The organism is Pseudomonas sp. LBUM1648 (genome assembly GCF_059716145.1).
In genome coordinates this window covers 1,759,388-1,784,158 of sequence record NZ_CP166808.1, presented here as the reverse complement: position 1 = coordinate 1,784,158, position 24,771 = coordinate 1,759,388, and the positions used below count along the sequence as shown (strand labels likewise).

The 24,771-nt window shown below is 59.0% G+C and carries 26 protein-coding genes; 3 read left to right on the top strand and 23 right to left on the bottom strand.

All coding sequences use genetic code 11. The features are described 5' to 3' along the window. Positions 1-547: 547 nt before the first annotated feature. The gene (locus ACA043_RS08165; protein WP_497658955.1) at positions 548-907 is read left to right on the top strand and encodes a DUF6124 family protein; all 360 of its coding nucleotides are present in this window, start codon (positions 548-550) and stop codon (positions 905-907) included. Between the two features lie 135 nt (positions 908-1,042). On the opposite strand, the gene ACA043_RS08160 is transcribed toward ACA043_RS08165, so the two are convergent. Then, positions 1,043-1,333, bottom strand: coding sequence for a hypothetical protein (locus ACA043_RS08160; RefSeq protein ID WP_497658954.1), 291 nt, complete (start codon positions 1,331-1,333; stop codon positions 1,043-1,045). Positions 1,334-1,963: 630 nt separating this feature from the next. Between ACA043_RS08160 and ACA043_RS08155 the strand changes: the two genes are divergently transcribed. Together ACA043_RS08155 and ACA043_RS08150 are read left to right on the top strand one after the other, a co-directional pair. Further along, positions 1,964-2,323: a DUF6124 family protein gene (locus ACA043_RS08155; protein ID WP_401271978.1), complete on the top strand. Its 360-nt coding sequence runs from the start codon at positions 1,964-1,966 to the stop codon at positions 2,321-2,323. A gap of 246 nt (positions 2,324-2,569) precedes the next feature. Continuing rightward, positions 2,570-5,326 carry an immunoglobulin-like domain-containing protein gene (locus tag ACA043_RS08150; protein ID WP_497658953.1) on the top strand — a complete coding sequence of 919 codons (2,757 nt, stop codon included), beginning with the start codon at positions 2,570-2,572 and terminating at the stop codon, positions 5,324-5,326. Between the two features lie 214 nt (positions 5,327-5,540). Here the strand turns inward: ACA043_RS08150 and ACA043_RS08145 are convergent, their stop codons facing one another. From ACA043_RS08145 to ACA043_RS08040, 22 genes are all read right to left on the bottom strand, one after another. Continuing rightward, a complete protein-coding gene (locus ACA043_RS08145; RefSeq protein ID WP_497658952.1) occupies positions 5,541-6,209 on the bottom strand; it encodes a hypothetical protein in 669 nt (222 codons plus the stop codon). 132 nt (positions 6,210-6,341) lie between these two features. Continuing rightward, positions 6,342-6,593 carry a hypothetical protein gene (locus tag ACA043_RS08140; protein WP_489878521.1) on the bottom strand — a complete coding sequence of 84 codons (252 nt, stop codon included), beginning with the start codon at positions 6,591-6,593 and terminating at the stop codon, positions 6,342-6,344. A 128-nt stretch (positions 6,594-6,721) separates the two neighbouring features. Continuing rightward, on the bottom strand, positions 6,722-7,861 hold the full coding sequence (gene flhB, locus ACA043_RS08135; protein ID WP_305442064.1) for a flagellar biosynthesis protein FlhB: 1,140 nt from the start codon (positions 7,859-7,861) through the stop codon (positions 6,722-6,724). A 3-nt stretch (positions 7,862-7,864) separates the two neighbouring features. Continuing rightward, positions 7,865-8,650, bottom strand: coding sequence for a flagellar biosynthetic protein FliR (gene fliR, locus ACA043_RS08130; RefSeq protein ID WP_489878519.1), 786 nt, complete (start codon positions 8,648-8,650; stop codon positions 7,865-7,867). A gap of 3 nt (positions 8,651-8,653) precedes the next feature. After that, positions 8,654-8,923, bottom strand: a complete 270-nt coding sequence (gene fliQ, locus ACA043_RS08125) for a flagellar biosynthesis protein FliQ (protein ID WP_008077662.1) — start codon at positions 8,921-8,923, stop codon at positions 8,654-8,656. After that, positions 8,920-9,678, bottom strand: a complete 759-nt coding sequence (gene fliP / locus ACA043_RS08120) for a flagellar type III secretion system pore protein FliP (RefSeq protein ID WP_497658951.1) — start codon at positions 9,676-9,678, stop codon at positions 8,920-8,922. Before fliP ends, fliQ begins: the two co-directional genes overlap by 4 nt. Then, the gene (fliO, locus tag ACA043_RS08115) at positions 9,678-10,130 is read right to left on the bottom strand and encodes a flagellar biosynthetic protein FliO (RefSeq protein WP_497658950.1); all 453 of its coding nucleotides are present in this window, start codon (positions 10,128-10,130) and stop codon (positions 9,678-9,680) included. Before fliO ends, fliP begins: the two co-directional genes overlap by 1 nt. After that, positions 10,131-10,586, bottom strand: coding sequence for a flagellar motor switch protein FliN (fliN, locus tag ACA043_RS08110; protein WP_123533702.1), 456 nt, complete (start codon positions 10,584-10,586; stop codon positions 10,131-10,133). Between the two features lie 56 nt (positions 10,587-10,642). Continuing rightward, on the bottom strand, positions 10,643-11,611 hold the full coding sequence (fliM, locus tag ACA043_RS08105) for a flagellar motor switch protein FliM (protein ID WP_003222890.1): 969 nt from the start codon (positions 11,609-11,611) through the stop codon (positions 10,643-10,645). A 9-nt stretch (positions 11,612-11,620) separates the two neighbouring features. Then, on the bottom strand, positions 11,621-12,124 hold the full coding sequence (fliL, locus tag ACA043_RS08100) for a flagellar basal body-associated protein FliL (RefSeq protein WP_150708269.1): 504 nt from the start codon (positions 12,122-12,124) through the stop codon (positions 11,621-11,623). 210 nt (positions 12,125-12,334) lie between these two features. Next, positions 12,335-13,705, bottom strand: a complete 1,371-nt coding sequence (locus tag ACA043_RS08095; RefSeq protein ID WP_497658949.1) for a flagellar hook-length control protein FliK — start codon at positions 13,703-13,705, stop codon at positions 12,335-12,337. 106 nt (positions 13,706-13,811) lie between these two features. Beyond that, on the bottom strand, positions 13,812-14,159 hold the full coding sequence (locus tag ACA043_RS08090; RefSeq protein WP_187677384.1) for an Hpt domain-containing protein: 348 nt from the start codon (positions 14,157-14,159) through the stop codon (positions 13,812-13,814). A gap of 31 nt (positions 14,160-14,190) precedes the next feature. Then, a complete protein-coding gene (locus ACA043_RS08085; RefSeq protein ID WP_489878514.1) occupies positions 14,191-15,897 on the bottom strand; it encodes an ATP-binding SpoIIE family protein phosphatase in 1,707 nt (568 codons plus the stop codon). A gap of 5 nt (positions 15,898-15,902) precedes the next feature. Then, positions 15,903-16,208: an STAS domain-containing protein gene (locus tag ACA043_RS08080; protein WP_489878513.1), complete on the bottom strand. Its 306-nt coding sequence runs from the start codon at positions 16,206-16,208 to the stop codon at positions 15,903-15,905. 78 nt (positions 16,209-16,286) lie between these two features. After that, positions 16,287-16,736 (bottom strand): flagellar export protein FliJ, encoded by a 450-nt coding sequence (fliJ, locus tag ACA043_RS08075; protein ID WP_305442054.1) that lies wholly within the window; start codon positions 16,734-16,736, stop codon positions 16,287-16,289. Between the two features lie 6 nt (positions 16,737-16,742). Beyond that, entirely contained in the window at positions 16,743-18,101 is a 1,359-nt protein-coding gene (gene fliI, locus ACA043_RS08070; protein WP_187677380.1) for a flagellar protein export ATPase FliI, read from the bottom strand. After that, positions 18,091-18,897 (bottom strand): flagellar assembly protein FliH, encoded by an 807-nt coding sequence (gene fliH / locus ACA043_RS08065; RefSeq protein ID WP_187677379.1) that lies wholly within the window; start codon positions 18,895-18,897, stop codon positions 18,091-18,093. The genes fliI and fliH overlap by 11 nt, the downstream gene beginning before the upstream one ends. A 4-nt stretch (positions 18,898-18,901) precedes the next feature. Continuing rightward, positions 18,902-19,921 carry a flagellar motor switch protein FliG gene (fliG, locus tag ACA043_RS08060; protein WP_095191139.1) on the bottom strand — a complete coding sequence of 340 codons (1,020 nt, stop codon included), beginning with the start codon at positions 19,919-19,921 and terminating at the stop codon, positions 18,902-18,904. Beyond that, complete coding sequence (fliF, locus tag ACA043_RS08055) at positions 19,914-21,701, bottom strand: flagellar basal-body MS-ring/collar protein FliF (RefSeq protein WP_187677378.1); 1,788 nt, start codon at positions 21,699-21,701, stop codon at positions 19,914-19,916. Before fliF ends, fliG begins: the two co-directional genes overlap by 8 nt. 15 nt (positions 21,702-21,716) lie before the next feature. Next, on the bottom strand, positions 21,717-22,046 hold the full coding sequence (gene fliE, locus ACA043_RS08050) for a flagellar hook-basal body complex protein FliE (RefSeq protein WP_401272007.1): 330 nt from the start codon (positions 22,044-22,046) through the stop codon (positions 21,717-21,719). Between the two features lie 127 nt (positions 22,047-22,173). Further along, positions 22,174-23,565: a sigma-54-dependent transcriptional regulator gene (locus tag ACA043_RS08045; RefSeq protein WP_497659628.1), complete on the bottom strand. Its 1,392-nt coding sequence runs from the start codon at positions 23,563-23,565 to the stop codon at positions 22,174-22,176. 5 nt (positions 23,566-23,570) lie between these two features. Further along, the gene (locus ACA043_RS08040) at positions 23,571-24,764 is read right to left on the bottom strand and encodes a sensor histidine kinase (RefSeq protein ID WP_497659627.1); all 1,194 of its coding nucleotides are present in this window, start codon (positions 24,762-24,764) and stop codon (positions 23,571-23,573) included. Positions 24,765-24,771 lie beyond the last annotated feature (7 nt).

Here is a 24,771-nt window from a genome sequence, read left to right as displayed (position 1 = left end):
GAAATAGAGCGGGTTGGCGGGGAATTTTTTGCTGATTGGGCTGGCCCTTTCGCGAGCAGGCTCGCTCCCACAGGGAACCGCATTCCAAATATGGAATGAAATACAAACCAAAATGCGGGATTGGAATGCATTCCAAATGTGGGAGCGAGCCTGCTCGCGAAGGGGCCAGTGAAGTCAGCGAAAATTGCGTCTTAAACTCAGGTGTTTAAAAGACACCTCCAGACACGCCTCCAAGGCTACACATCCTTGCGCCATTGCCTACAGCTACGCCAGAATCCGCCGGCTTGTGCGCTTTGGAGGCGGGCTCTATCGTGGACCGGTCGCTGACGAATCAGCGATCGGGTTTAGCGACCCGAATCTGTGTAGGCGCACCAGCGCTCCAAACTCCATTGCAGACACTCTGCCTGCAATTGATGTCATGGCGGCTGTGCGCGGGAGACCTTCGGGTCTGCCGGGCGCCTACACCCGGTTCGCTAACCTGCGTCCAGCCGCCACCTTTTCCTGTTTAGCGACGGGTTTTGGTGGCCTCACCTGTAGGAGCTTCACCATGATCAAACCAACACCCAACCCGCCCGAAACCGATCCCACCTCGCCCTACGAATCCCTCGATTCGAAAAAGCTCCACGAAGCCGCCGACCGCGCGCTCGATCACTACCTCTGCCCGCCCGGCTCCACGCCGCCGCCACGTAAAACCCGTGCGATGTACGCCGTTACCGCAGACTTCAAAAACGAGGAACTACTGGCCAACGCTTGCGAAACACTCACCTCAGCAAGAACCATCGCCAATGACTTCGCCCATCTCATACCCGCCTCGCAACGCAGGACGCTGCTGGGCATTGCGCAACTGATCATGCTCGGGGAACTGGCGGTGAATCGGGTGCTGGATAATCTGGAGTTGCCGAACTAGCCCGCTGCCCCCAGGCCTGAAGATCGTTCCCACGCTCTGCGTGGGAATGCCTGAACGGACGCTCCGCGTTCGGCTTTGGAGGGGACGCTGAGCGTCCCGGGCTGCATTCCCACGCGGAGCGTGGGAACGATCAAACTAAAAACGGAGGCGTGTGACTTCCTTCGTCTCTGTACTCACACGATCATATTCGACCGGCTTACCGACTTTGAAGCTCTGTTTGTGTTTGAGCTCTTCAGGGACCTGGAAGTAAAAACATCTGTCGTCAGGGTCACGCGGAAGATCCGGTCCGGGGAAATACTTTGTACGTTTGCTTTTTATGTCGAGGTATTCATCGTACGTTCCCGGATAAATAGTGCCCCTGCCAGTGTTTTCGTCATAGCTTACGAATGCACCCTTCAGCTCTTCACCTTCCATTTCATCTGCCATTTCCCTTCTCCTTTGCCATCGCAAAAAAGGATGCGCACTAAATGTGCGACACCACGCAGCAATCAAATCGCAAAGGCACGCTTCCCACACCTGTAAAACCTGACAGGTAAGACGCGCTTTCAGACCAAAGGTAAACCTCAGAAATCGCGCCACAAATCCGACGAAATCGACAAACCGCTGGGATTTTTCAAGGAGAGTTCAAATATCACTCATAGAATCTTTCAGGGATCGATCACGTTGTCATCCAGACAGTCGCCCACTCTTTTGCCTTTTAAACTCAGGTGTTTAAAAGACACCTTCTGACACGCCTCCAAGGCTACAAATCCTTGCGCCATTGCCTACAGCCAAGCCAGAATCCGCCGGCTTGTGCACCTTGGGGTCGGGTTCTATTGTGGTCCGGTCGCTGACCAATCAGCGATCGGGTTTAGCGACTCGGATCAGATTAAAGGTGCATCAGCGTTCCTGGCTTCGTTGCGGATCTGTATGTCTGCAATGTCTCTATGGTGGCTGTATGCGGGAGACCCTCGCGGTCTACCGGGTGCCTTTGACCGGTTCGCTAACCTGCGTACAGCCGCCACCCCTCCTGTTTAGCGACAGGATTTGGCGGCTCCCCCTCAAAGGAGCTTCACCATGATCAAACCAACACCCAACCCGCCCGAAACCGACCCCACCTCCCCCTACGAATCCCTCGATTCGAAAAAGCTCCACGAAGCCGCCGACCGCGCCCTCGATCACTATCTCTGCCCGCCCGGCTCCACGCCACCGCCACGCAAAACCCGTGCGATGTACGCCGTTACCGCAGACTTCAAAAACGAGGAACTCTTGGCCAACGCTTGCGAAACTCTCGCCTCAGCAAGAACCATCGCCAATGACTTTGCCCATCTCATACCCGCCTCGCAGCGCAGGACGCTGTTGGGCATTGCGCAACTGATCATGCTCGGGGAACTGGCGGTGAATCGGGTGCTGGATAATCTGGAGTTGCCGAACTAGCCCGCTGCCCCCAGGCCTGAAGATCGTTCCCACGCTCTGCGTGGGAACGATCAAAAAAACCGCCGCCCCGTTCAATCGGGACGGCGGTTTATTTGGTTTCAGCTGTTTGAGATCTATCAGAGACAACCCACATTTACTTCGCACTGATGACCACTCGTCGCCACCTGTCAGATCTGACAGGTGTCTAATTCATCCTTTAGCGCTCTGATAGCTCCTGCCCGTTCCCTCTGCGCAGGAGCTTCGCCCATGACCACCTCAACCCCACCAGACAACACCATTCTTGTGCTCCGCCCACCCCGAGTAATTGAAGCCACTACCCCGGTAGTCGGCGCCATTTATGGTGTGCCCAAACATGTCTATGACCTCAAACCCATGGGCCTGACAATCGCAGTCGATCCGCCGGCGTCGGGTACGGTTGATGCCGGCGATGTCATCCGGCTCGTGCTGAACGGCGCCAGCACCGAGGCCACAAAAACCATTCCGGATGGCGGAGAGAACAACATTCAAACGTTGTATCTGCCCATAGGCCTGCTGCTGACAGACCTTGTCAATGAACTCGTTTACACCATCACCCGCGGCAGTCTGAACAAGGGGACTTCGACGCCGGCGCTGACATTGCTGTACAACCGCATCCGTCCCGGCCTCAAAGATCGCTTGACCGATCCCGGTGGTCACTCCGAACTCAAATTGCTGCTGCCCGACGCCATCAAGAACGGCGTCGCCCCGGACTTCGTCAGCGCAGAGGTGTGTGTGGCGTACCCCTACTGCCGGGCTTACGACCGCATCAGCCTCAAATGCAACGGCGAACTGATGACGGCCGATGTCAATCCGAATCAGGCGCCGCAACCACCGGATCATGGCTCCGAAGTGCCGATCACCATCTGCTTCACCGTGGATCGCGCTTACCTGGACAAGGCGAAACGGCTGGATCACAAACTGAATTTTTCCTACACCGTCACCGACCAGCTCGGTAACGGCCCGGACACCGATGCACCGTGGTCGCCGGCGCAGACCGTGGATGAGGATCTGGATGGTGTCCTGCTGCCGATGCCGATTCTGCTGGAACGGCTGGAAGATTTTCCGGGTGATGATGCGAGCATCATCGATCTGGAAAAACTCGCCGGTAATCCGTTACTGATGGTTGTGATAACGGCGGACAACCGTTTTGTGGCCGGAGACGATGTCCTTGCCACCTACACCGCGAAAAATACAGGCCAACCCGCCGACGTGGTAGTGACTGTCCCCGGCAAAGTTGAAGCGGATCCTTTCGGTTCCAAGAAAACCTTGTTCCTTGAAATGGCCAACGACAAGGTCTTCGCTGGCAGTATCGTGACGGTGACCTACGAACTGCGCCGCCCCAACGGTGATCTGGTGGGTAACTCAAAACCCGCGAAGGCCACGGTGACGGGTGCGGCCCCGATTAAATTGTTGAAGCCAAAAATCAAGCAAGCCCCCAACGATACAAGCCTCGAGCCGCTCGCTGCCAAGGACGCCCTGACGGCCGTGATTCCAGCCTACCCCAACATGATCGGCACGCAGGTCACCGTGACCTGGAGCGGCACCGCCGGTTCGGGCAGCCAGACCGTCGGCCCCATCAATGTGAGCACGCAAGGGGATCTGAACATCCCTCTGGACAACGCAGTCGTGGCGTTCAACCTTGGTAAAACGGTGAAGGTGGCCTACACCGTGACCGGCAATAGCACACCGTCGGATCCGCTGGATCTGAGTGTGCTGCCGATTGCCGATGAAAACCCCGCCATGGGCATACCGTTAATCACCCAGGCGGCCAACAATGGTGCCGGCCCCGAGTTCGACGTCAGCAAGCTGACCACTGCCGCAACCGTACGAGTGAACCGTTGGCCACTGATTGCGCTGGCTCAGTACGTCTGGCTGCGCCTGACAGGCACCAAAAAGGATGGCAACAACTACGACGAAACGTTTTGGCAACCACCGGGCTCGCAAACCAACACTACCTGGATCAGCCAAGGCTATTGGGAGCGCTCGATCCCCCTCGCCACCTTGCAGAATCTGAAAGACGGTAGCGAACTGACACTGGAGTTCAAAGCCGGACTTGGCGGAAGTCAGGACGTTGGTCTGGCGCTAATCTTCAAGAAACGCATTTATACCGTCAAGGCCGTTGAGGATGTGAAGCCTGAGATCACAATGATCACCGGCTCGCCGAGTGGAGACGAGATTCCCCCTGACGGTAAGACACTGGAAACGGCGGTCATCGTGACAGGCACGGCCAGTAAAGGTCAGGCGGTCAATGTTTACGACGGAATCACGCTTAAAGACCGGGCAGAGGCTGATCCAGACACCGGAATCTGGACCTTGAAGCTCAGTGACCTGAAGGTCGAAACACACCGCATTACCGCCGAAGCTATCTATGGATCTGGCGCGGTCTCCGCCCCCCGAATGTTCGAGGTATTGGCCAAGTTGAACTTTGGAACCGCACTCACGCTGAGTCTCCCGAACTATAGCGTTGTACGGGGTATTCCACCGCTGAACCCTGTAGGCGAAGCTGCCTATACGCGAACGCCGACCGGCGGAATCGAGCCCTACCGTTTCAGCTCCAGCAACACCAACGTCGCATTGATAGACGCAAACACAGGCAAGGTACGCGTCTCTGGGCGAGGGACCACAACACTGAAAGTCACAGATCATCAAAACAATGAAGCCACTTATACACTCACCACGACAGGGTTAAAGATGTTCATCAGGCTTGGTAATTTCATGACTGAGCCCGACGCAGAGCGAGCCTGTATAAACGCCGGGGGAGGTCTGCCCAACAATCGAGCTGAACTGCGTGCTGTATACAACACCTACAAAGGGCAACCAGGAGGCATTGTTGCTGCTGCAAACTGGCTCCCCAATAACACATGGACCAATGAAGGCCACCCACAGACGAACCATTTTTGGGTAATACGCATGGAGGACGGAGCAGATTCCTTTGCACATACCATCCAGGGCCAATCAGCGGTTGCCTGCCGAGTAGATACTTGAGTCAAGTCCGCGAACTGCCAATAAACCCGCTCGGGGAAGTACAACGGGAGCAAACGCGGGTAACGACACTGTAGCTGCCGAAGGCGATGATCTTTTTTAACTTTGAGTTTTTAACAAGCAAGATCAAAAGATCGCAGCCTTCGCCAGCACCTGCAGGAGTTCATTTCAACTGTAGGCGCTGGCGAAGACTGCGATCTTTTGCTTCAAGCGCTTGTTACTGCGCCGTCAGAATCTGACTGGGAGCAATATTACCGAAGCTGAGTTGCCGGCTATTGATGTATCGCGTCCCCCTGAACATCTGCAGACCTTCAACCTCAACCAGATCCTCATGTGCATACATGAGCACGACCTTGGTTATTGGCGCCGTCACCCCCGGCTCCTCAGCATGGCCTTCCAGCAGATTGAGAGCCCATTGAAAACGAATGATCGGCAAATCCTCGATTACAATCTGACGTGAATCGTCCAGCAACCGGAAATCCTGGTGCGCGGTGATTCGCAGTTTGCGCTCGACAAGGCCAAACACTGGCTTGCCATAGCGCACCTCCAGATCATTACTGGCGGCCCAATCATCCATGTAGTTGTCTGGCGAGGTGAACAGTTTGAACAACGCCTCGTTATCGCGAATATTGCCCGCCGAGGAAAACAGGTAGTTGTAGGAATAGTGATAAGCCAGGCCGTCCAGCTCAGGCCTAATCGCGTTGACCGGACTATCCAGGTAACGCGGAATATAAACATTGGCCATTTGCACGAAGTGGGTGAAGTCCAGATCCATATCGAAGGACACCGTGTAACGAATGGCCCGCTCCTCGGGACGCTGTTCAAGCCGCCCTGACACATATTCCAGTGTCATTCCTTCAAGCTTTTTGTAGATTCGCTGTGTCATGAGTGCACCCTCTGCGCTGTGGGATTATTCCCAAACACATGGGAGCGCTACCGGAGGTCGGCGTCTACTGTCAGAACTAACAGGTATGCAGGCCTTTCAGACAGACGGAAGGCGTCAGAAATCAGCCGCAGACTACTTCAGAGGGCGATCCGGGCCCAGACGCAGATTTGTGGCTTTTCCTCGCGCCGTTTTCGGCTCGTCGAATTCCACAGGATCGCCCACTTTGATCTTGTCCCGATTTGAATCGGTCTTTGGAATGTGGAACTCGTAACCTGCGTCCGACAAAAAGAAGCCTGTAGCGGCCGCAAAAGAAGTCCCGGAGCGCTTAGGCGTAATGATGCCCTTGCCGGTTTTTGGGTCATAGCTACTGAATGTGCCTTTCATTGTCTTGCTCCCTTGCGCGTGCCGAGTACTCGCGCCAAGTGCGCGGTATAACCTGCATAAAACTGCAAAGACAAAACGAACGCACCTGTCAGAGTTGACAGGTATGCACCGTTTTCAGACAAACGGCATCAGGAGTCGCGGCGCAGATCCGGCGGAATCGGCAGGTCGTCCTTGAGCGGATCCGGGCGTTTGCCCTTGCCGGCGCGATGTTGGCGGATCTGATAGACGTAGGCCAAGACCTGGGCAACCGCCAAGTACAGCCCACCGGGGATTTCCTCATCAAGTTCGGTGGAGTAGTAGATCGAACGCGCCAGCGCTGGCGACTCGAGGAGCATGACGTTGTTGGCCACGGCGATTTCGCGAATCTTCAACGCCAGGAAATCGCTACCTTTGGCCAGCAGCAATGGCGCACCACCCTTCTCGGCGTCGTATTTGAGTGCCACCGCGTAGTGGGTCGGGTTGGTGATGATCACGTCGGCATCGGGAATCGCCGCCATCATCCGTCGCTGGGACATTTCGCGCTGAGTCTGGCGGATGCGCTGTTTGACCTCCGGCCGCCCCTCTTGATCCTTGTGCTCGTCACGCACTTCCTGCTTGGTCATTTTGAGCTTTTTCATGCTCTCCCAGATCTGCACCGGGACGTCGACCGCCGCGATCAGGATCAACCCGCAGGCCATCCACAAAGTGCTCCAACCCACCAGCAACACGCTGTGAATGATGGCCTGATCCAGCGGCTCATGGGCGATACGCAACAAGTCGTCGACGTCCGCAGACAACACCACCAGCGCCACGGCCAGCACGATGAAAAACTTGGCCAACGCCTTCAGCAACTCGACGATGGCTTTCATCGAAAACATGCGCTTGAGGCCCGCGCCGGGGTTCATCCGGCTGAATTTGGGCGCCATGGTGCCGGCGGAAAACAACCAACCGCCCAAGGCAATCGGACCCAACAGCGCGGCCAGCAACAGGGTAATCATGATCGGCTGAATCGCCACCAGCGCGAGCTTGCCGGAATGCATCAGAAAAGTGCCCATGGAGCGCTGATCCATGATCACTTCGCGCGGCAGCGAGAAGTTCATGCGCATCAGATCCATCAAGTCCTGCGCCAGCATGCCGCCAAACACCAGCAAAGCACCGGCACCGGCCAGCATCACGGCCAGGGTGTTGAGCTCTTTGGAGCGCGCGACCTCACCCTTTTCGCGGGAGTCCTTTTTGCGCTTCTCCGTGGGGTCTTCTGTTTTGTCCTGACCGCTTTCGCTTTCAGCCATGACTCAGCGCGCCTGTGCCAGTTCGCGTAAAAACTGCAAGGCCTCGGTGGCCAGCGGTTGATACTGATTGAGAATGTCCGCCAGGCCGACCCAGACGATGAAGAGGCCGAGCACCAGGGTCAGCGGAAAACCGATGGAGAAGATATTCAACTGCGGCGCCGCGCGGGTCATCACACCAAAGGCGATGTTGACCACCAGCAACGCCGTGATCGCCGGCAGCACCAGCAATAATGCTGCGCCGAGCACCCAGCCGAGTTTGCCGGCGAGCTCCCAATAGTGTGTCGTCATGAAGCCGCTGCCAACGGGCAACGTCGTGAAGCTTTCCGTGAGGACTTCGAACACCACCAGATGGCCGTTCATCGACAAGAACAGCAAGGTCACCAGCATGGTGAAGAACTGCCCGATTACCGCCACCGACACACCGTTGGTAGGGTCGACCATCGAGGCAAAGCCCATACCCATCTGGATCGCGACAATCTGCCCCGCCACCACGAACGCCTGAAAGAACAGCTGCAAGGAGAACCCCAGCACCGCGCCAATCAGGATCTGCTCGCCAATCAGCAGCAGCCCGCTCAGGTCCAGCGCATTGACCGGTGGCATCGGTGGCAGATTGGGCGCAATCACCACAGTGATCGCCAACGCGAAATACAGACGGATACGCTTGGGCACCAGCGTCGTGCCGAACACCGGCATGACCATCAGCACCGAGCCCACACGAAACAGCGGCAACATGAACGTCGCCACCCAGGTACTGATCTGGGTGTCGGTCAGCTGAAGCAGCGATTGCATGGCTTAGCCGATGACCATCGGAATGTTGTGATACAGCTGAATGATGTATTCCATGAAGGTCTGCACCAGCCACGGGCCGGCGACGATCAGGGTAACCAGCATCACCAGCAGACGCGGGAGGAAGCTCAGGGTCTGTTCGTTGATCTGCGTCGCGGCCTGGAACATCGCCACCAGCAGACCGACCAGCAGACTCGGAATCACCAGCACCGCGACCATCATGGTCGTCAGCCACAGCGCTTCGCGAAAGATGTCGACCGCGACTTCCGGCGTCATGGCGAGACACCTCCAAAACTGCTGGCCAGCGTACCGATAATCAGGGCCCAGCCGTCCACCAGCACGAACAGCATGATCTTGAACGGCAGGGAAATGATCAGCGGCGAGAGCATCATCATACCCATGGCCATCAGCACACTGGCCACGACCAGGTCGATGATCAGGAACGGAATGAAGATCATGAAACCGATCTGGAAGGCGGTTTTGAGCTCAGAGGTCACAAACGCCGGCACCAGAATTGTCAGCGGCGCCTGATCGGGCGTGGCGATGTCGGTGCGCTTGGACAGGCGCATGAACAGCTCAAGATCGCTGGAGCGAGTCTGGGCGAGCATGAAGTCCTTGATCGGCACCTGCGCCTTTTCCACCGCTTGCTGAGCGGTGAGTTTTTCCGCCAGATACGGCTGCAAGGCATCGTTGTTCACCCGATCGAACACCGGCGCCATGATGAACAGGGTCAGAAACAGCGCCATACCGGTGAGGATCTGGTTGGACGGTGTCTGCTGCAAGCCAAGGGCCTGACGCAGGATCGAGAAGACAATGATGATCCGGGTAAAACTGGTCATCAGCATGACGAACGCCGGGATGAAACTCAGCGCAGTCATGATCAGCAGAATCTGCAGACTGACCGAATACTCCTGCGCGCCATCGGCGTTGGTGCCCAGCGTGATCGCCGGGATCGACAGCGGATCGGCGGCCAATGCCAGCGGCGCAGCCAGCAGCAGGGCCAGCGTCAAGACGATGCGAAGCGCACCCATTACTTCTTATCCTTCTGATCCTTGCCGAGAATTTTCAGCAGATGCTGGGCAAATTCCGGGGTCGCTTTCTCGGTAGTGCTCGGCACTTGCACCGGTTCCTTCAGCACATGCAGCGCGGTGATGGTGCCGGGGCTCAAGCCAAGCAGAATCTGCTCGTTGCCGACCTGAACCAGCATCAACCGGTCACGCGGACCGAGCGCGCGGGAACCGATCAGCTCGATCACCTGCCCCTTGCCCGCCGGCCCTGCCTGTTGCACACGGCGCAGTAACCAGGCGAGGAAGAAGATCAAGCCCAACACCACCAGCAGGCCCAGCACCAACTGAGTCAATTGCCCGGCCACGCCGCTGCTGACCATTGGCGCGGTAGCGGCAGGCGCGCCGGCGCTGGCAACCGGCTCGGCGGCCAGCACGCCCAAAGGCAACGCCAGCAGCACCCAGAGAAACCTTTTCACTCAGCGCAGCTTCTTGATGCGTTCGCTTGGGCTGATCACGTCGGTCAGGCGGATGCCGAACTTCTCGTTGACCACTACGACTTCGCCGTGAGCGATCAGCGTGCCGTTGACCAGCACGTCCAGCGGCTCACCGGCCAGGCGATCAAGCTCGATCACCGAACCCTGGTTCAGTTGCAGCAAGTTGCGGATGTTGATGTCGGTACTGCCCACTTCCATCGAGATGGACACCGGGATGTCGAGGATCACGTCCAGGTTCGGGCCGTCCAGCGTCACCGGATCGTTGTTCTTCGGCACGCTGCCGAACTCTTCCATCGGCAGACGGTTGGAGCCCGACGCACCGGCGTCGGCCGCCAGCAGCGCATCGATGTCGGCCTGGCCGTCACCAGTCTCTTCCAGGGCCGCAGCCCATTCATCGGCCAGTGCCTGATCGTCCTGGGCGTTCATATCGTCGTTCATCATTTGTCCTCGGCGGGCAACAATTCAGCTAAATGTGTGGGGGTAAGAGCGCCGCTTCAGCGACGCTCGATCGGCTCGATCACCTGCAACGCGAGGTTGCCTTTGTGCGAGCCCATCTTGACCTTGAAGGCCGGCACGCCGTTGGCGCGCATGATCATGTCTTCCGGCATCTCGACCGGGATCACATCCCCCGGCTGCATGTGCAGGATGTCGCGCAGTTTCAACTGGCGGCGGGCCACGGTGGCACCGATCGGTACGTCGACATCGAGCACGTCCTGACGCAGGGCGTTGACCCAGCGCTCGTCCTGATCGTCGAGGTCCGACTGGAAACCGGCGTCGAGCATCTCGCGCACCGGCTCGATCATCGAGTACGGCATGGTCACGTGCAGATCGCCGCCACCGCCATCGAGTTCGATGTGGAATGTCGACACGACAATGGCTTCGCTCGGGCCGACGATGTTGGCCATGGCCGGGTTCACTTCCGAGTTGATGTACTCGAAATTGACTTCCATGATCGCCTGCCAGGCTTCCTTCAAATCGACGAAGGCCTGCTCCAGCACCATGCGCACTACGCGAAGTTCGGTCGGGGTGAACTCACGCCCTTCGATCTTGGCGTGACGGCCGTCGCCGCCGAAGAAGTTGTCCACCAGCTTGAACACCAGTTTGGCGTCGAGGATGAACAGCGCGGTGCCGCGCAACGGTTTGATCTTGACCAGGTTGAGACTGGTCGGCACGTACAGCGAGTGTACGTATTCGCCGAACTTCATTACCTGTACGCCACCGACGGCAACGTCCGCCGAGCGGCGCAGCATGTTGAACATACTGATGCGGGTGTAACGGGCAAAACGCTCGTTGATCATTTCCAGAGTCGGCATGCGTCCACGGACGATGCGATCCTGGCTGGTCAGGTCGTAGCTTTTGACACTGCCGGGTTCGGCAGCGTTATCGGTCTGTACCAGACCATCGTCGACGCCATGCAACAGCGCGTCGATTTCATCCTGGGACAGCAGATCCTGCACGGCCATGTCGTGTTCCTACTGCAGTACGAAATTAGTGAAAAGCAACTGTTCGATCACCACTTTGCCCAGCTCTTTCTGCGCCACTTCCTGCACGCTCGCTGTAGCCTTCTGGCGCAACATCTCTTGCCCGACCGGTGTCGCCAAAGTGGCGAAATCCTGACCGGAGAAGAGCATCACCAGATTGTTGCGGATCACCGGCATGTGCACTTTGAGCGCTTCCAGATCAGCCTGGTTACGCGCCAGCATGGTGATGCTCACCTGCATGTAGCGCTGACGGCCGTTCTGGTTGTAGTTGGCGACGAATGCCGGTGCCATCGGTTCGAAAATCGCCGGCTGCTTGCCGACCGGCGTAGCATCTGCGGCCTCGGCAGGCTTGCTCTGGGCACTGTGCATGAAGAACCAGGTCGCCCCCACGGATGCGCCAATGGCCAACAGCAACGCCAGCACGATCACGATGATCAGCTTGAGTTTGCCTTTGGTCGCGGGGTCTTTTACTGCTGCTGTTTCGCTCTTCGCCATGCCAATAATCCGTCACTATTCGGGTTTTCACAGTCGCACGGCAAGGCAAGAGCAAGTGTTATGCCAGAAGTGTCGGAGCACATTGGGAGAGCATCACAAAACAGTGTGGGAGCGAGCCTGCTCGCGAATACGATTTAACATTCAACATTTATGTCGATTGTTACACCGCTATCGCGAGCAGGCTCGCTCCCACAAGGGTTATGCGTTTGATCAGGCGTAATAGTCGACGGCGCTGGTGCCGATCACGCTGGTGGTCTGCGCGGCAGCTTCAGCCACGCTGGCAGGCTCCAACTCTTCATCCGTCGAATCCAGTCGACCACCCGCAGCGCTGGTGCGTCCACCCTGCCCCTGCTGCGCCTGCTCCTGCCCTTGCTGACCCTGCCAGCCACGGTTCTGGTCAGAGACATTGACGTCAACCTGACCCATGCCTTGCTGGGTGAACATGTCACGCAGGCGATGCATCTGGCTGTCGAGCGCTTCACGCACGCTTGGATGCGCGCTCATGAACGTCACCTGAGTCTGCTGGTCCGGAACCATGTTCACGCGAATATCCAGACGCCCCAACTCGGCCGGCTGCAACTGAATGTCAGCCGCTTTCAGACTGGTACTCGACAGATACATGACGCGGTTGACCACTTCCTCTGTCCAGCCGCTTTGATTCATGGCGATCGGCTGATTCACCGGCACAGCGTTCGCGGTCTTCGGCGTCGCGGCTTGAGTCAGCGCCGCCAGACGGTTGGCGAAGTCATCAACGCGGGTGTCACTGGTGGCGGATTTCAAGTCTTTCAGACCGTCATCGATCAATCCGCTGAAAGCTTTCTCGCCACCCTGACTGGTGCTGTCCTTGTCGGCCTGCACGTCGAGCATGCTCGCCATGCCAGCAGCGAAGTTCTGTGCCGAGGTCAATTCGCCATCGGCCTGGGTCTGGGCGGGTGAAGCTTTTGGCTGAGCCTGACTGGCGGCGGAAATGTGGCCACCCTGCTCCATGGCCATGCGCACGGCAGGCAAAGCATCGAGGGGATCGGCCGAAGGATCGAAATTGCTGTCGGTCGTGGCCGCAGGCTCTTTGGTCACACTCGGCAACACGGCCAGCGCGGGAGTTTCGGTTTTTGGCTCGGCAGCCGTTTCGACAACCGGGGCCGCCACGACCGGCGTGGTCACCACCGGCTGAACGACTTCTGCCAACGCCGGTTCCAGCGTCGGCTCGACCGGAGCGGCATCGGCCACCGGGGTCTCTGCCGTATCAGCGGTATCGTCGCTGGTGGCGGTCTTGTCGTCGGTCGATGCCGGCTTGTCGGCAGGCAAGGCATTGCCGCTATCGGCAACTGCTGGCTGCGTATTGGCCGGTTGATCCTTGCCGACATCTTTCTTGGCGCTGTTGTCGGCGACCTTGTCGCGCGCCGATTTCAAAGGACTGTCTGCCGTCACCGCAGACTTGCCCGGCCCTTGATCGGCAAACACCTGAGCGAAGCTTGAGGCCTTGTCCCCGGCGTCTGCGGCCATTGCCGACGTTTTGGTCGAGGCGGCTTGCGCCTTGGCCTGAGCGGCGGTCTGAAGAAGAATGTTAGGGGTCGCAGGCATGAAACGGTCTCCGCTGCACTGGGATCGTAGGTACAGTTGGCGAAGTTAATTGCAAGTGCCGGGCCAGTTTTGCCCGGCGACTGAGAAAAGCGCCGGACGGCGCGAGTCAGTGGGTGTGAGAGTGCTGTTGCTCGTCTTCGTAGACAGGACGAACCTGCTCAAACTCGCCGCAGATGTCGGCGACCATCAGGGCAATTTCCGACGGACTTTTATGCCTGGCCTGGGCTTCGAGTTCATGGCACAACTCAGCCAGTCGAATGGCTCCCATGTTGCTGGCGCTGCCTTTGAAACTGTGGGCAACGTCGGACAACGCCTTTGCATCGACGGTATTTTTAAGTTCGCCCAAGCGCGTTTTGGAATCCGTCAGAAAGGTATCCAGCAATTCCGGATAACTATCCTCCATGACGTCGCGCAATGCGCTCAGCGTTTCGCGATCTACATGTTCGTCAGTCACTTGCTCACTCCTTGATCAAGAATTGCGCGAATTATGCCTCAACCTCCCAGAAAAACTCTACGTGGGCACTGCGACCTTCGTCCGACCAACTGGCGTTACGCCCCAATTGCCGAACCAGACTGACCCCACGCCCCGACAAACGGACACCGTCCAGTGGCCGCTCCATCACCCGCGCCACGTCGAAGCCTTTGCCGCTGTCGTCGACTCGAATGACCAGACAGCCGCCCTCGCCCTGTGGCTTTACCTGCAAATGTACGCGCACATAGCCGTCCTGCAAGGCCTCCAGACGGGTGTTGCGCTGCTCATAGTAGCGGGCGAATCCCACAGCATCGCGCTTGAGGCTGGAGTCGAGCCCCAACACGCCGTGCTCCAGCGCATTGGAATACAACTCGGCGAGCACGCTGTACAACGCGCCGCTTTGCGCACGCAACCCATGCACCTCCTGGAGCAACTGCAACAGGTACGGCAACGGATTGAAACGCTTGAGCGTAGCACCACGAAACTCAAAGCTCACCGACCAGTCCAGCGGGCACGACTGGCCGCTGTCGGAATAGACCGGGACTGTCGGATTGACCTGCGTCGGCTCCAGCAGGCTCACCTCGACCATGCTCACATCGTCGCGCGCCTCGCCACGAAAATTGCGCAGCGCCTGCTCGATGTCCTCGAACAGGCAATCCGGCTCGCGATTGGCGGCAAATACCCGCTGCAAGCGTTCAACGCCGAACAGTTGATCACTGGCATTGCTGGTGTCGATCACTCCGTCGGACAACAGAAAGACCCGATCACCGACGGCCATCGAGTAGACCTGGGTACAGTCATCGAATGCCTGCGGACTCAACACACCCAACGGCAGATGCCGCGCCGCCAACGGTACGCGCTCACCGCTGGCGATCCGATGCAGATAGCCGTCAGGCATGCCGCCGTTCCACACCTCGACCGAACGTCTTTGGGAACTCAGGCACAACAGGGTTGCGCAGCAAAACATGTCCACCGGCAAGATGCGCTTGAGCTTGGCGTTCATCTCGCGCAGCGTTTCGGCCAGACCGTAGCCCTTGGCCGTCATGCCGTAGAACACTTCGGCCAGCGGCATCGCCCCGACCGCAGCCGGCAAGCCATGACCGGTGAAATCGCCGAGCAGTACATGCATGTCCCCCGCCGGCGTGTACGCCGCCAGCAGCAGATCACCGTTGAACAGCGCATAGGGCGATTGCAGATAGCGAATATTCGGCGCGCTCAGACAGCCGGAATGCGCGACCTTGTCGAACACGGCTTTGGCGACGCGTTGTTCGTTCAGCAGGTAATCGTGATGTTTGGCGATCAGATCGCGCTGCTGCAGCACAGTCGCCTGCAAGCGGCGCAAGCGATCCATCGCCTTGATTTTGGCGGCAAGGATCACTTGGTTGTAGGGCTTCGCCAGAAAGTCGTCGCCACCGGCCTCAAGACAACGGGCCAGCGCCTCGCTTTCAGTGAGCGAGGTAAGGAAGATGATCGGCACCAGCGTTTCCCCTGCCAGCGACTTGATCTGCTGGGCCGCTTCGAAGCCGTCCATCACCGGCATCATCGCGTCCATCAGGACAAGGTGGGGTTGCTGGCGGCGGAAGACGTCGACGGCCTCGGCACCATTGGCCGCCGTCAGGACTTCATGGCCCTGACGACGGACAATGGTTGAGAGCAGCAGCCGGTCGGCGGCGCTGTCTTCGGCGATCAGGATCGTCAGCGGCTCGGCATCAGCCTGCATTGCGTTTATGCCACGTCGAAGATTTGTTCGAAGTTCGAGATCGCAAGTATCTTGCGTACGTCGGCATTCGCGTGGGTCAAGGTGATTTCGGCATTTTCGCCGCCCGCATGGTCACGCAACAACAACAGCATGCCGAGCGCGGAACTGTCGAGGTAAGTGGCGTCTTTCAAATTCACTTCAAAAGACTCGGGTTTCGGCTTTACACCCTCGTAGGACTGCCGAAACTCCTGATGCTTGGCGAAATCGAATCGGCCCTTGACCGAGATAGTCAGTTTTTTCCCACCCGAAGAGACTTCTGTAACGACTGACATTGACTGGCTTCCTTGTCATTGGCGAACGTGTACAAGGTTTAGCACTTGGACAGGGTTGGGGCAAGGTTGGAAGCCAGATCAAAACGGATCGTGTCGAGGTAAACGCTGAGACAACTCATCCAGTAATTTCTGCTCGCGCTTGTCTTCGAGGCGCTGAGCCTCGTCGCGATAGCGCTGGACCAGTTTGCGCAACCCCTCGACACGAGCGAACGCTTGCTGCCAAGCCTCCCGCGCCTTGTCCAGGTTGTTCTGGTGCCAGACCAGGCTTTGGCGTTGCTGATCGACGGCGGTGTCGAGTTGCGCCAGAAAGCCCTGAAAGCCGAGCAGCCATTGCCCGCTGACGCCGGTGCTGCCGCGCACGATCCACTGCTGCGAATAATCCAGACGAAAGGCGTGCAAGTCAGCGAGTTTGCTTTCGGCCACTTTGACCTGCCCCTGGAAATACCCGAGGCGTTGCACGGCGGCTTTTTCGGCCTTCTCGGCCATGTCCACCACCGGCACCAGACGCGCGGCTCGACTCTGGGCCATGGCGAGTTAGCCGCCAGGAGCCGGAGCAAAGATCGAGGCCAGCTGATTTGCACTGGCGCCCATGTTGATGTTGTCGTTCAAGCCCTGACGCAGGTACATCGACATCGTCGGTTGCAGCTGAATCGCGGTGTCGGTTTCCCGGTCACCACCGGCCACATAAGCACCGACGCTGATCAGGTCGCGACTCTGCTGATAGCGCGACCAGTACTGCTTGAACATCTGCGCATGGTTCATGTGCTTGATGCCCACCACGGCCGGCATCACCCGGCTGATCGACGCTTCGATATCGATGGCCGGATAGTGCCCTTCCTCGGCCAGACGCCGCGACAGCACGATGTGACCGTCAAGCACGCCCCGCGCCGAGTCGGCGATCGGGTCCTGCTGATCGTCACCCTCGGACAGCACGGTGTAGAACGCGGTGATCGAACCGCCGCCCTTCTCGGCATTACCGGCGCGCTCCACCAGTTTCGGCAGTTTGGCGAACACCGACGGCGGATAACCCTTGGTCGCCGGTGGTTCGCCGATGGCCAAAGCGATTTCCCGCTGGGCCTGGGCGAAACGGGTCAACGAATCCATCAGTAACAGGACGTTCTTGCCCTTGTCGCGAAAATACTCGGCGATGCGCGTGCAGTACATCGCCGCGCGCAGACGCATCAGCGGCGCATCGTCCGCCGGCGAGGCAACGACGACGGAACGCTTGAGGCCTTCTTCACCGAGGATGTGCTCGATGAATTCCTTGACTTCTCGACCTCGCTCACCGATCAGACCCACGACGATAATGTCGGCCTCGGTAAAGCGAGTCATCATGCCCAGCAGCACGGATTTACCGACACCGGTACCGGCGAACAGACCGAGACGCTGGCCACGCCCGACGGTCAACAAACCGTTGATGCAACGGATGCCGACGTCCAGCGGCACGCTGATCGGATCACGGTTGAGCGGGTTGATTGTCGGGCCGTCCATCGGCACCCAGTCTTCGGCTTTCATGCCGCCCTTGCCGTCCAGCGCGCGACCGGCGCCATCGAGTACACGACCGAGCATGCTCATGCCCATCGGCAGGCGACCGGTGTCGGCCAACGGCACTACGCGGGCGCCCGGGGCAATACCGGCGACGCTGCCGACCGGCATCAGAAAGACTTTACTGCCCGAGAAGCCCATGACTTCCGCTTCCACCTGCGAGGGGTGATAGCTGTCGTCGTTGATCACCAGGCAGCGCGTGCCCATGGCTGCGCGCAAGCCTTCGGCTTCGAGAGTGAGGCCGACCATGCGCAGCAGGCGACCTTCAAGAATCGGCGCGCCAGCCATTTCGGTGGCTTCGGCATACGTGCTGAGGCGCTTGGCGAAACTGGTGCGTTCAAGGCGCATCGGGTTCGTCCGCGAGCGGCTCGTCAGGGATGGCCGCCGATTTTGATTCTTCGGGGATATCCAGGCTCAGATCCGCTGCAGCCGGGTGCAGGGCCTGTTCGTGCAACTGATCGAACAGCTTGTCCATGACCTGAGTGACGCGGGTTTCAATGCTCGCGTCGATGCGGCTGTGCGCGGTTTCAACCCGGCAACCGCCCGGCATCAGCGACTCGTCTTCGACGATGCGCCAGGTTTCCTCATGACGTTCGCGCAGGGCTTTGGCCTGTTCGAAGTCCTGTGGATTGACGTACAAACGCACATTGTCGACGCCCAGCGGCAACAGCTTGAGGGCGTCGCGCATGACGTGTTCGATCTGACTGGAGTCGATGGCCAACTCGCGCTTGATCACCTGTTTGGTGATGTGTTGCACGAGGTCAACCAGCGACTTTTCGATCTGGGTATCTTGCTCGGCGATGGGTTCGAACAGATGCCCCATCAACTGCTCAAGGCTGGCGAGTTTCGCCGCCAGGGCCACTTCGGCTTCTTGACGCACCTTGAGCGTGGCACTGTGAAAACCTTCTTTTTCGCCGACGGCGAAGCCCTCATTGTAAGCCTCCTGACGGATGCTTTCGAGTTCTTCCAGGGTCAGTGGCTGGACTTCTTCCAGCGGCACTTCTTCCATTTCCGGCGGTTCAGGCTCCGGTTCCGGCTCGGGTTCCGGTTTCGGCGGATCGAAGCTGGGCAGCGCCCAGGATTCGAAACCACGGACATCGCGGGCACGGATCAGATCCGTCACATCGTCATCGTGCTTATCCATGGGCTTAGATCATTTCCTCGCCGCCCTTGCCACCGAGCACGATCTCGCCGGCTTCGGCCATGCGACGGGCAATGGTGAGGATTTCTTTCTGTGCGGTTTCCACGTCGCTGACGCGTACCGGGCCCTTGGCCTCGAGGTCGTCGCGCAACAGTTCGGCGGCACGCTTGGACATGTTCTTGAAGATCTTCTCTTTGACGCCTTCGTCCGAACCCTTGAGGGCCAGTACCAACACGTCGGAAGACACTTCGCGCAACAGCGCCTGAATACCGCGGTCGTCGACATCGGCCAGGTTGTTGAACACGAACATGAGGTCTTCGATCTGACCGGACAGGTCTTCGTCGACTTCGCGGATCGAGTCCATGAGCTGGCCTTCGATCGAACTGTCGAGGAAGTTCATGATGTCTGCCGCACGCTTGATGCCACCCAGGGTGGTGCGCGAGGCATTCGAGTTGCCGGAGAACTGCTTCTCGAGAATCTGGTTGAGTTCTTTCAATGCCGCTGGCTGCACGGTGTTCAACGACGAGACGCGCAGGATGATGTCCAGGCGCACCTTGTGGTCAAAGTTGCCGAGCACTTCACCAGCCTGATCCGGGTCGAGGTAGGCAACCACGATGGCCTGGATCTGCGGGTGTTCATAACGGATCACGTCGGCAACCGCCCGCGGCTCCATCCATTTCAGGCTGTCGAGGCCGCTGGTGTTGCCACCGAGCAGGATGCGGTCGATCAGGCCGTTGGCCTTGTCTTCACCCAGCGCCTGCGTGAGCATTTTGCGCACGTAGTCGTCGGAACCGACGCCCAGGCTGGTCTGGTCGCCGACGATGTCGACGAACTCGCTCATGACCTGTTCGACCTGCTCGCGATGGACGTTGCCCATCTGCGCCATGGCCACACCTACACGCTGAACCTCTTTCGGGCCCATGTGGCGCAGCACTTGCGCAGCATCGGTCGACCCCAGGGACAGCAGCAGAATTGCGGCTTTATCAACCCGGGTCAGTTTGGCGACGGCGGCTCGGTTATCACTCATCTGCGTTAATCCACTCTTTCACGACCTGAGCCACACGACCCGGGTCTTCTGCCACCAGACTCTTGATTGCATTCAGCTGCGCGTCATAACCCTCGCTCGGGCTCGGCAACAGAATGCTCTGCGGACCACCGAGGCTCACGCGGTCGTTGGAAAGTTCGCCGTCCAGGCCGCCCATGCCACCGAGTTCCACGTCGCTGCCCAGACCGGCCAGCTCCTTGCCTTTGCCACCGCCGGTGATGTTGTTGAGCACCGGACGCAGCACACCAAACACCAGCACCAGGATGAACAACACACCCAGCACCTGTTTGACGATGTCCCAGAACCATGGCTGGGAGTAGAACGGAATATCGGCAATCACTTCACCGCGCTCGGCGGAGAACGGCATGTTGATCACGCTGACGCTGTCGCCACGGCTGGCGTCGAAACCGACGGCGTCCTGCACCAGACGAGTGAAGCGCGCCAATTCGTCGGCGGTCCACGGCGCGCGGGTGGTTTCACCATTAGCCGCGTTGACCTTGACCTGATCATCGACCACCACCGACACCGACAGACGATTCAGGCGACCCTGCTGCTGCTTGGTGTGGCTGATGGAACGATCAAGTTCGAAGTTCTTGGTGGATTGTTGACGCTTGTCGGCCGGGTACGGCGCGAGCATCGGCTGACCGGTGGCCGGGTCCATGATCTGCTGGCCATTGGCGTCAACCAATGGCTGACCTGGCTGGATCATGCCGGCGGCGGCTTGAGCACCACCGGTGGTTTGCGGTGCTGAGGCTGGCGATGGCGGCTGATTGCTCAGGGCACCCGGCACACCTTGCGGGCCATTGCTGGCGGTACGTTGTTCGTTGACCGACTGCTCGCTGCGCAACGCCGGTTGATCCGGGTTGAACTGCTCGGCAGTGGACTCGACGGCACTGAAATCGACATCGGCCGAGACTTCAGCCTTGTAGCGATCATTACCCAGTACCGGTTGCAGAATATTGTGCACACGCTGAGTGAGCATGCTTTCCATGCGGCGGCTGTAATCGAACTGCTTGCCGGCCATGGTCATTTCAGAGTTTTCCGCCTGATCAGAGAGCAGGTTGCCCTTCTGGTCGACGACGGTGATCTGCGATTTGCTCAGCTCAGGAACAGAAGTCGCCACCAGGTTAATGATGGCAACCACTTGACCCGGCTCCAGCGAACGACCGGAGTACAACTCGACCAGCACCGAAGCGCTTGGCTTGCGTTCATCGCGCACGAACACCGAACTCTTCGGAATCGCCAGATGCACGCGGGCACCCTTGACGTTGTTCAGGCTGGAAATGGTGCGCGCCAGTTCACCTTCGAGGCCGCGACGATAACGGGTCGCTTCCATGAACTGGCTGGTGCCCAGACCTTGTTCCTTGTCGAGGATTTCAAAACCGATGTTACCGTCGCTGGGAGTGACACCAGCGGCCGCGAGCTTGAGGCGCGCACGGGACAGGTCATCGGCCTTGACCAGCAAGGCGCCGGAGTTCGGTTCAACGGTGTAAGGAATGTCGGCGGAGGCCAGGGTATCCATGACCTGCTTGGCGTCCATGCCGGCCAGGCTGCCGTACAACGGACGGTAATCCGGCTGCTGCGACCACAGCACCACGGCAAAGCCAATCGCCACGCTCGCAGCCAGGCCGACCAACAGGCCCACCTGACGCAGCACGGTCATCTCGGAGAGGTTTTCCAGGAAGGACAGGCCGAACAGCGGCGGTTTGCCGTCTATCGGGGTGGCCTTGGCCGGAACGTTATCGGCGACTGCTTCTGCCATGACTCAATCTCGTCCTTATACCGGCATCTGCATGATGTCTTGATAAGCCTGAACCAGTTTGTTGCGCACCTGGGTCAGAGCCTGAAACGACACGCTGGCTTTCTGTGAGGAAATCATCACGTCCGTCAGATCGACGCCGCTCTTGCCCACTTCGAATGCATTGGCCAATTGAGCCGACGCCTGCTGGGTATCGCTGACTTTATTGATCGCCTGACCGAGCATGTCGGAAAAGCTGCTGCCCGCCAGTTCAGGGACAGCGGCAGTCGATTTCGGCGCAGACATGGCATCCATTTGCATGGCCTTCATGTCCATCATCAACCGATTGAATTCAATACCTTGGCTCATGGTCTACTCTCTTGGGCGGCCCGCAATTTTTTGACACTCACTCGGCGGGTACACAGGTATTAGCAACAAGGGTGCCAGCTCATGGGCAGCCTTTTCAGAAAAGCGTTTTCAAGCATTGCGCCGGCAATCAGGTGGCGAACAAATAGCCTTCGACGTCCATGCCCGCATCGCGCATTTGCGCCAGTTTGTAACGCAGGGTGCGCGGGCTGATTCCGAGTTTTTCAGCCGCTTCCTTGCGTCGGCCTCGCTCGCTGCGCAGGGTGTCGATGATCATCTGAAACTCCCGGCGGCGCAGGTCGTCGCCCAATGCGCCCGCCGAATCAGCGTCGATTTCGACCTCACGATTCACCGCAGGCGTCGGCGACTTGACTGGTAATGCAGCGAACGTCACGTAGCCCGCCAGACAGAAATCCTGCGGCTGGATCAAGCCGCCCTGCTGCAAAATCAGCGCACGCTGAATCGCGTTATCCAGTTCACGCACATTGCCCGGCCATGGATAACCGGTCAGGCACGCTTGCGCCTCAGGCGAGAGTTTCGCCGCGGCATGCTTCATTTTATTGACGTGTTTGGCCAGCAACCGCTCAGCCAGCGGCAAGATATCGGCAGTACGCTCGCGAAGTGGACGCCACGCCAGCGGGAAAACTGACAGACGGTAGAAAAGATCTTCACGGAAGCGACCCGCTGCCACTTCGCCGGCGAGATCGCGGTTGGTGGTCGCGACCACACGGATATCCAGGGTGATCGGCTTGCGCGCGCCGACCCGCTCGACTTCGCGCTCCTGCAGCACACGCAGCAGTTTGGCTTGCAGACCAAGGGGCATTTCAGAAATTTCGTCGAGCAGGATAGTGCCGCCGTCGGCCTGTTCGAATTTGCCGGCCTGCGCCGCGATGGCGCCAGTGAACGAGCCCTTTTCGTGACCGAACAGCGTCGCCTCGAGCATGTTGTCAGGGATCGCGGCACAGTTGATCGCGATAAACGGCTGATTGGCACGATGGGATTGCTGGTGGATATAGCGCGCCAGCACTTCTTTGCCGGTACCGGACTCGCCCGAGATCAGCACGGTGGAATCACTGCGTGCGACCCGCGCCGCCAGCTCAAGCAATTGAGCACTGGCCGGCTCGACTGCAATCGGGCCTTCGGCATCACTGGCACCTAGACTGCCGAGAGCATGTCGAGACACCAGATCGAGCAGCGCCTTGGGCTCGAACGGTTTGACCAGATAATCCGCCGCTCCCTGGCGCATCGCATCGACGGCTCGCTCGACGGCGCCATGCGCAGTCATCAGCAACACTGGCAACTGCGGCTGCCGGGCACGCAGCAGAGAAAGCAATTGATGCCCATCCATGCCAGGCATATTGACGTCGCTGACCACCAGACTGAACGCTTCGCGCGCCACCGCCGTCAACGCCTCTTCAGCGCTGCCGACCGCGTGATAATCGTGGCCCGCCAACAGCAGCGTATCGGCCAGCGCTTCGCGCAACGAACGGTCATCCTCGACCAGCAAAACCTTGATGCCCATGTCGTTCACTCAGCTCCCTGTGCAGCGGAAAACAGCGGCAGGATCACCTGCGCGCACGTGCCGCGCCCGACTCGCGAACGCAGCTGCAATTCTCCCTGATGCGCACGGGCGACAGCCTTGACCACGGTCAGGCCCAGGCCCGTGCCGGTAACTTTAGTGGTGAAAAATGGCTCGCCGAGCCGCGCCAGCACCGCCGGCTCAATCCCGCTACCGGTATCGCTGACACACAGCCGCAGGGTGTTGTTGCGGGTGTAGCAATGCACTTTCAAGCGCACATCGCCGGCGCTGGCCTGAATGGCGTTTTCGATCAGGTTCAAAAGAGCGCCGACCAGCGTGTCACGATTGCACAGCAACTCGCCGACATGGCTGTCGCACTGCCAGCGGATGGGCAAATCCTGCACATGGGTCAATGCGGCCGCTTGCAGCGACTGCATCAAGGCGTTAGGCGTGAGGCGGTCGGTCAGTGGCAATTCACCGCGGGCAAAAACCAGCATGTCGCGCACCTGATGCTCCAACTCATGCAGGCGTTCCTTGAGGCGGCCAGCGAAGCGCTGCTGAGTGGCGACCGGCAGTTCCTGCTCAGTCAAATGGCTGGCGTAGAGCAACGCGGCGGATAACGGGGTGCGGATCTGATGAGCCAGCGAGGCGACCATCCGCCCCAACGAAGACAAGCGTTCGTGGCGCGCCAGTTGATCCTGTAGATGACGGGTTTCGGTCAGGTCGTTGAGCAGCACCAATTGCCCCGGCTCGGCATCCAGCGAGCGGGTGGCAATCGACAGGCGCCGACCGTTTTTCAGAGAGATTTCGTGACCGTCGTCTTCACGCGGGGCGAAGCAGCGCGCGATGACATGGCGCCACAGCTCGCCTTCCAGTGGCAAGCCGAGCAACTCGATGGCCGCCGGGTTGGCTTCGACCACAATGCCGTGACCATCGATCACGATGACGCCACCGGGCAACAGATCAAGGAGGTTTTGCAGACGGTTGGCCAGACGCTCTTTTTCCGCCAGTTCCTGCATGCGCTGAGCACTGACCACCGCCAGCTCACCCTTGAGCTCAGTCACCCGGGCTTCAAGCATGCTATAGGAGTCAGTCAACTGACTGGACATCTGGCTGAACAGCGCGAATGCCTGCTCAAGACCCTGTCGGCTGACCTGCTCTACGGAGGACGGCTGCCCCTCGGGACTGGAGGCAGAAGACATCTGGGCG

Excerpts from the sequence above, each read along its gene's own strand:
- ACA043_RS08165 (WP_497658955.1), top strand. The coding sequence starts at position 548 with ATGATCAAACCAACACCCAACCCGCCCGAAACCGATCCCACCTCGCCC.
- ACA043_RS08160 (WP_497658954.1), bottom strand. The coding sequence starts at position 1,333 with ATGGCAGATGAAATGGAAGGTGAAGAGCTGAAGGGTGCATTCGTAAGC.
- ACA043_RS08155 (WP_401271978.1), top strand. The coding sequence starts at position 1,964 with ATGATCAAACCAACACCCAACCCGCCCGAAACCGACCCCACCTCCCCC.
- ACA043_RS08150 (WP_497658953.1), top strand. The coding sequence starts at position 2,570 with ATGACCACCTCAACCCCACCAGACAACACCATTCTTGTGCTCCGCCCA.
- ACA043_RS08145 (WP_497658952.1), bottom strand. The coding sequence starts at position 6,209 with ATGACACAGCGAATCTACAAAAAGCTTGAAGGAATGACACTGGAATAT.
- ACA043_RS08140 (WP_489878521.1), bottom strand. The coding sequence starts at position 6,593 with ATGAAAGGCACATTCAGTAGCTATGACCCAAAAACCGGCAAGGGCATC.
- flhB (WP_305442064.1), bottom strand. The coding sequence starts at position 7,861 with ATGGCTGAAAGCGAAAGCGGTCAGGACAAAACAGAAGACCCCACGGAG.
- fliR (WP_489878519.1), bottom strand. The coding sequence starts at position 8,650 with ATGCAATCGCTGCTTCAGCTGACCGACACCCAGATCAGTACCTGGGTG.
- fliQ (WP_008077662.1), bottom strand. The coding sequence starts at position 8,923 with ATGACGCCGGAAGTCGCGGTCGACATCTTTCGCGAAGCGCTGTGGCTG.
- fliP (WP_497658951.1), bottom strand. The coding sequence starts at position 9,678 with ATGGGTGCGCTTCGCATCGTCTTGACGCTGGCCCTGCTGCTGGCTGCG.
- fliN (WP_123533702.1), bottom strand. The coding sequence starts at position 10,586 with ATGAACGACGATATGAACGCCCAGGACGATCAGGCACTGGCCGATGAA.
- fliM (WP_003222890.1), bottom strand. The coding sequence starts at position 11,611 with ATGGCCGTGCAGGATCTGCTGTCCCAGGATGAAATCGACGCGCTGTTG.
- fliL (WP_150708269.1), bottom strand. The coding sequence starts at position 12,124 with ATGGCGAAGAGCGAAACAGCAGCAGTAAAAGACCCCGCGACCAAAGGC.
- ACA043_RS08095 (WP_497658949.1), bottom strand. The coding sequence starts at position 13,705 with ATGCCTGCGACCCCTAACATTCTTCTTCAGACCGCCGCTCAGGCCAAG.
- ACA043_RS08085 (WP_489878514.1), bottom strand. The coding sequence starts at position 15,897 with ATGCAGGCTGATGCCGAGCCGCTGACGATCCTGATCGCCGAAGACAGC.
- ACA043_RS08080 (WP_489878513.1), bottom strand. The coding sequence starts at position 16,208 with ATGTCAGTCGTTACAGAAGTCTCTTCGGGTGGGAAAAAACTGACTATC.
- fliJ (WP_305442054.1), bottom strand. The coding sequence starts at position 16,736 with ATGGCCCAGAGTCGAGCCGCGCGTCTGGTGCCGGTGGTGGACATGGCC.
- fliI (WP_187677380.1), bottom strand. The coding sequence starts at position 18,101 with ATGCGCCTTGAACGCACCAGTTTCGCCAAGCGCCTCAGCACGTATGCC.
- fliH (WP_187677379.1), bottom strand. The coding sequence starts at position 18,897 with ATGGATAAGCACGATGACGATGTGACGGATCTGATCCGTGCCCGCGAT.
- fliG (WP_095191139.1), bottom strand. The coding sequence starts at position 19,921 with ATGAGTGATAACCGAGCCGCCGTCGCCAAACTGACCCGGGTTGATAAA.
- fliF (WP_187677378.1), bottom strand. The coding sequence starts at position 21,701 with ATGGCAGAAGCAGTCGCCGATAACGTTCCGGCCAAGGCCACCCCGATA.
- fliE (WP_401272007.1), bottom strand. The coding sequence starts at position 22,046 with ATGAGCCAAGGTATTGAATTCAATCGGTTGATGATGGACATGAAGGCC.
- ACA043_RS08045 (WP_497659628.1), bottom strand. The coding sequence starts at position 23,565 with ATGGGCATCAAGGTTTTGCTGGTCGAGGATGACCGTTCGTTGCGCGAA.
- ACA043_RS08040 (WP_497659627.1), bottom strand. The coding sequence starts at position 24,764 with ATGTCTTCTGCCTCCAGTCCCGAGGGGCAGCCGTCCTCCGTAGAGCAG.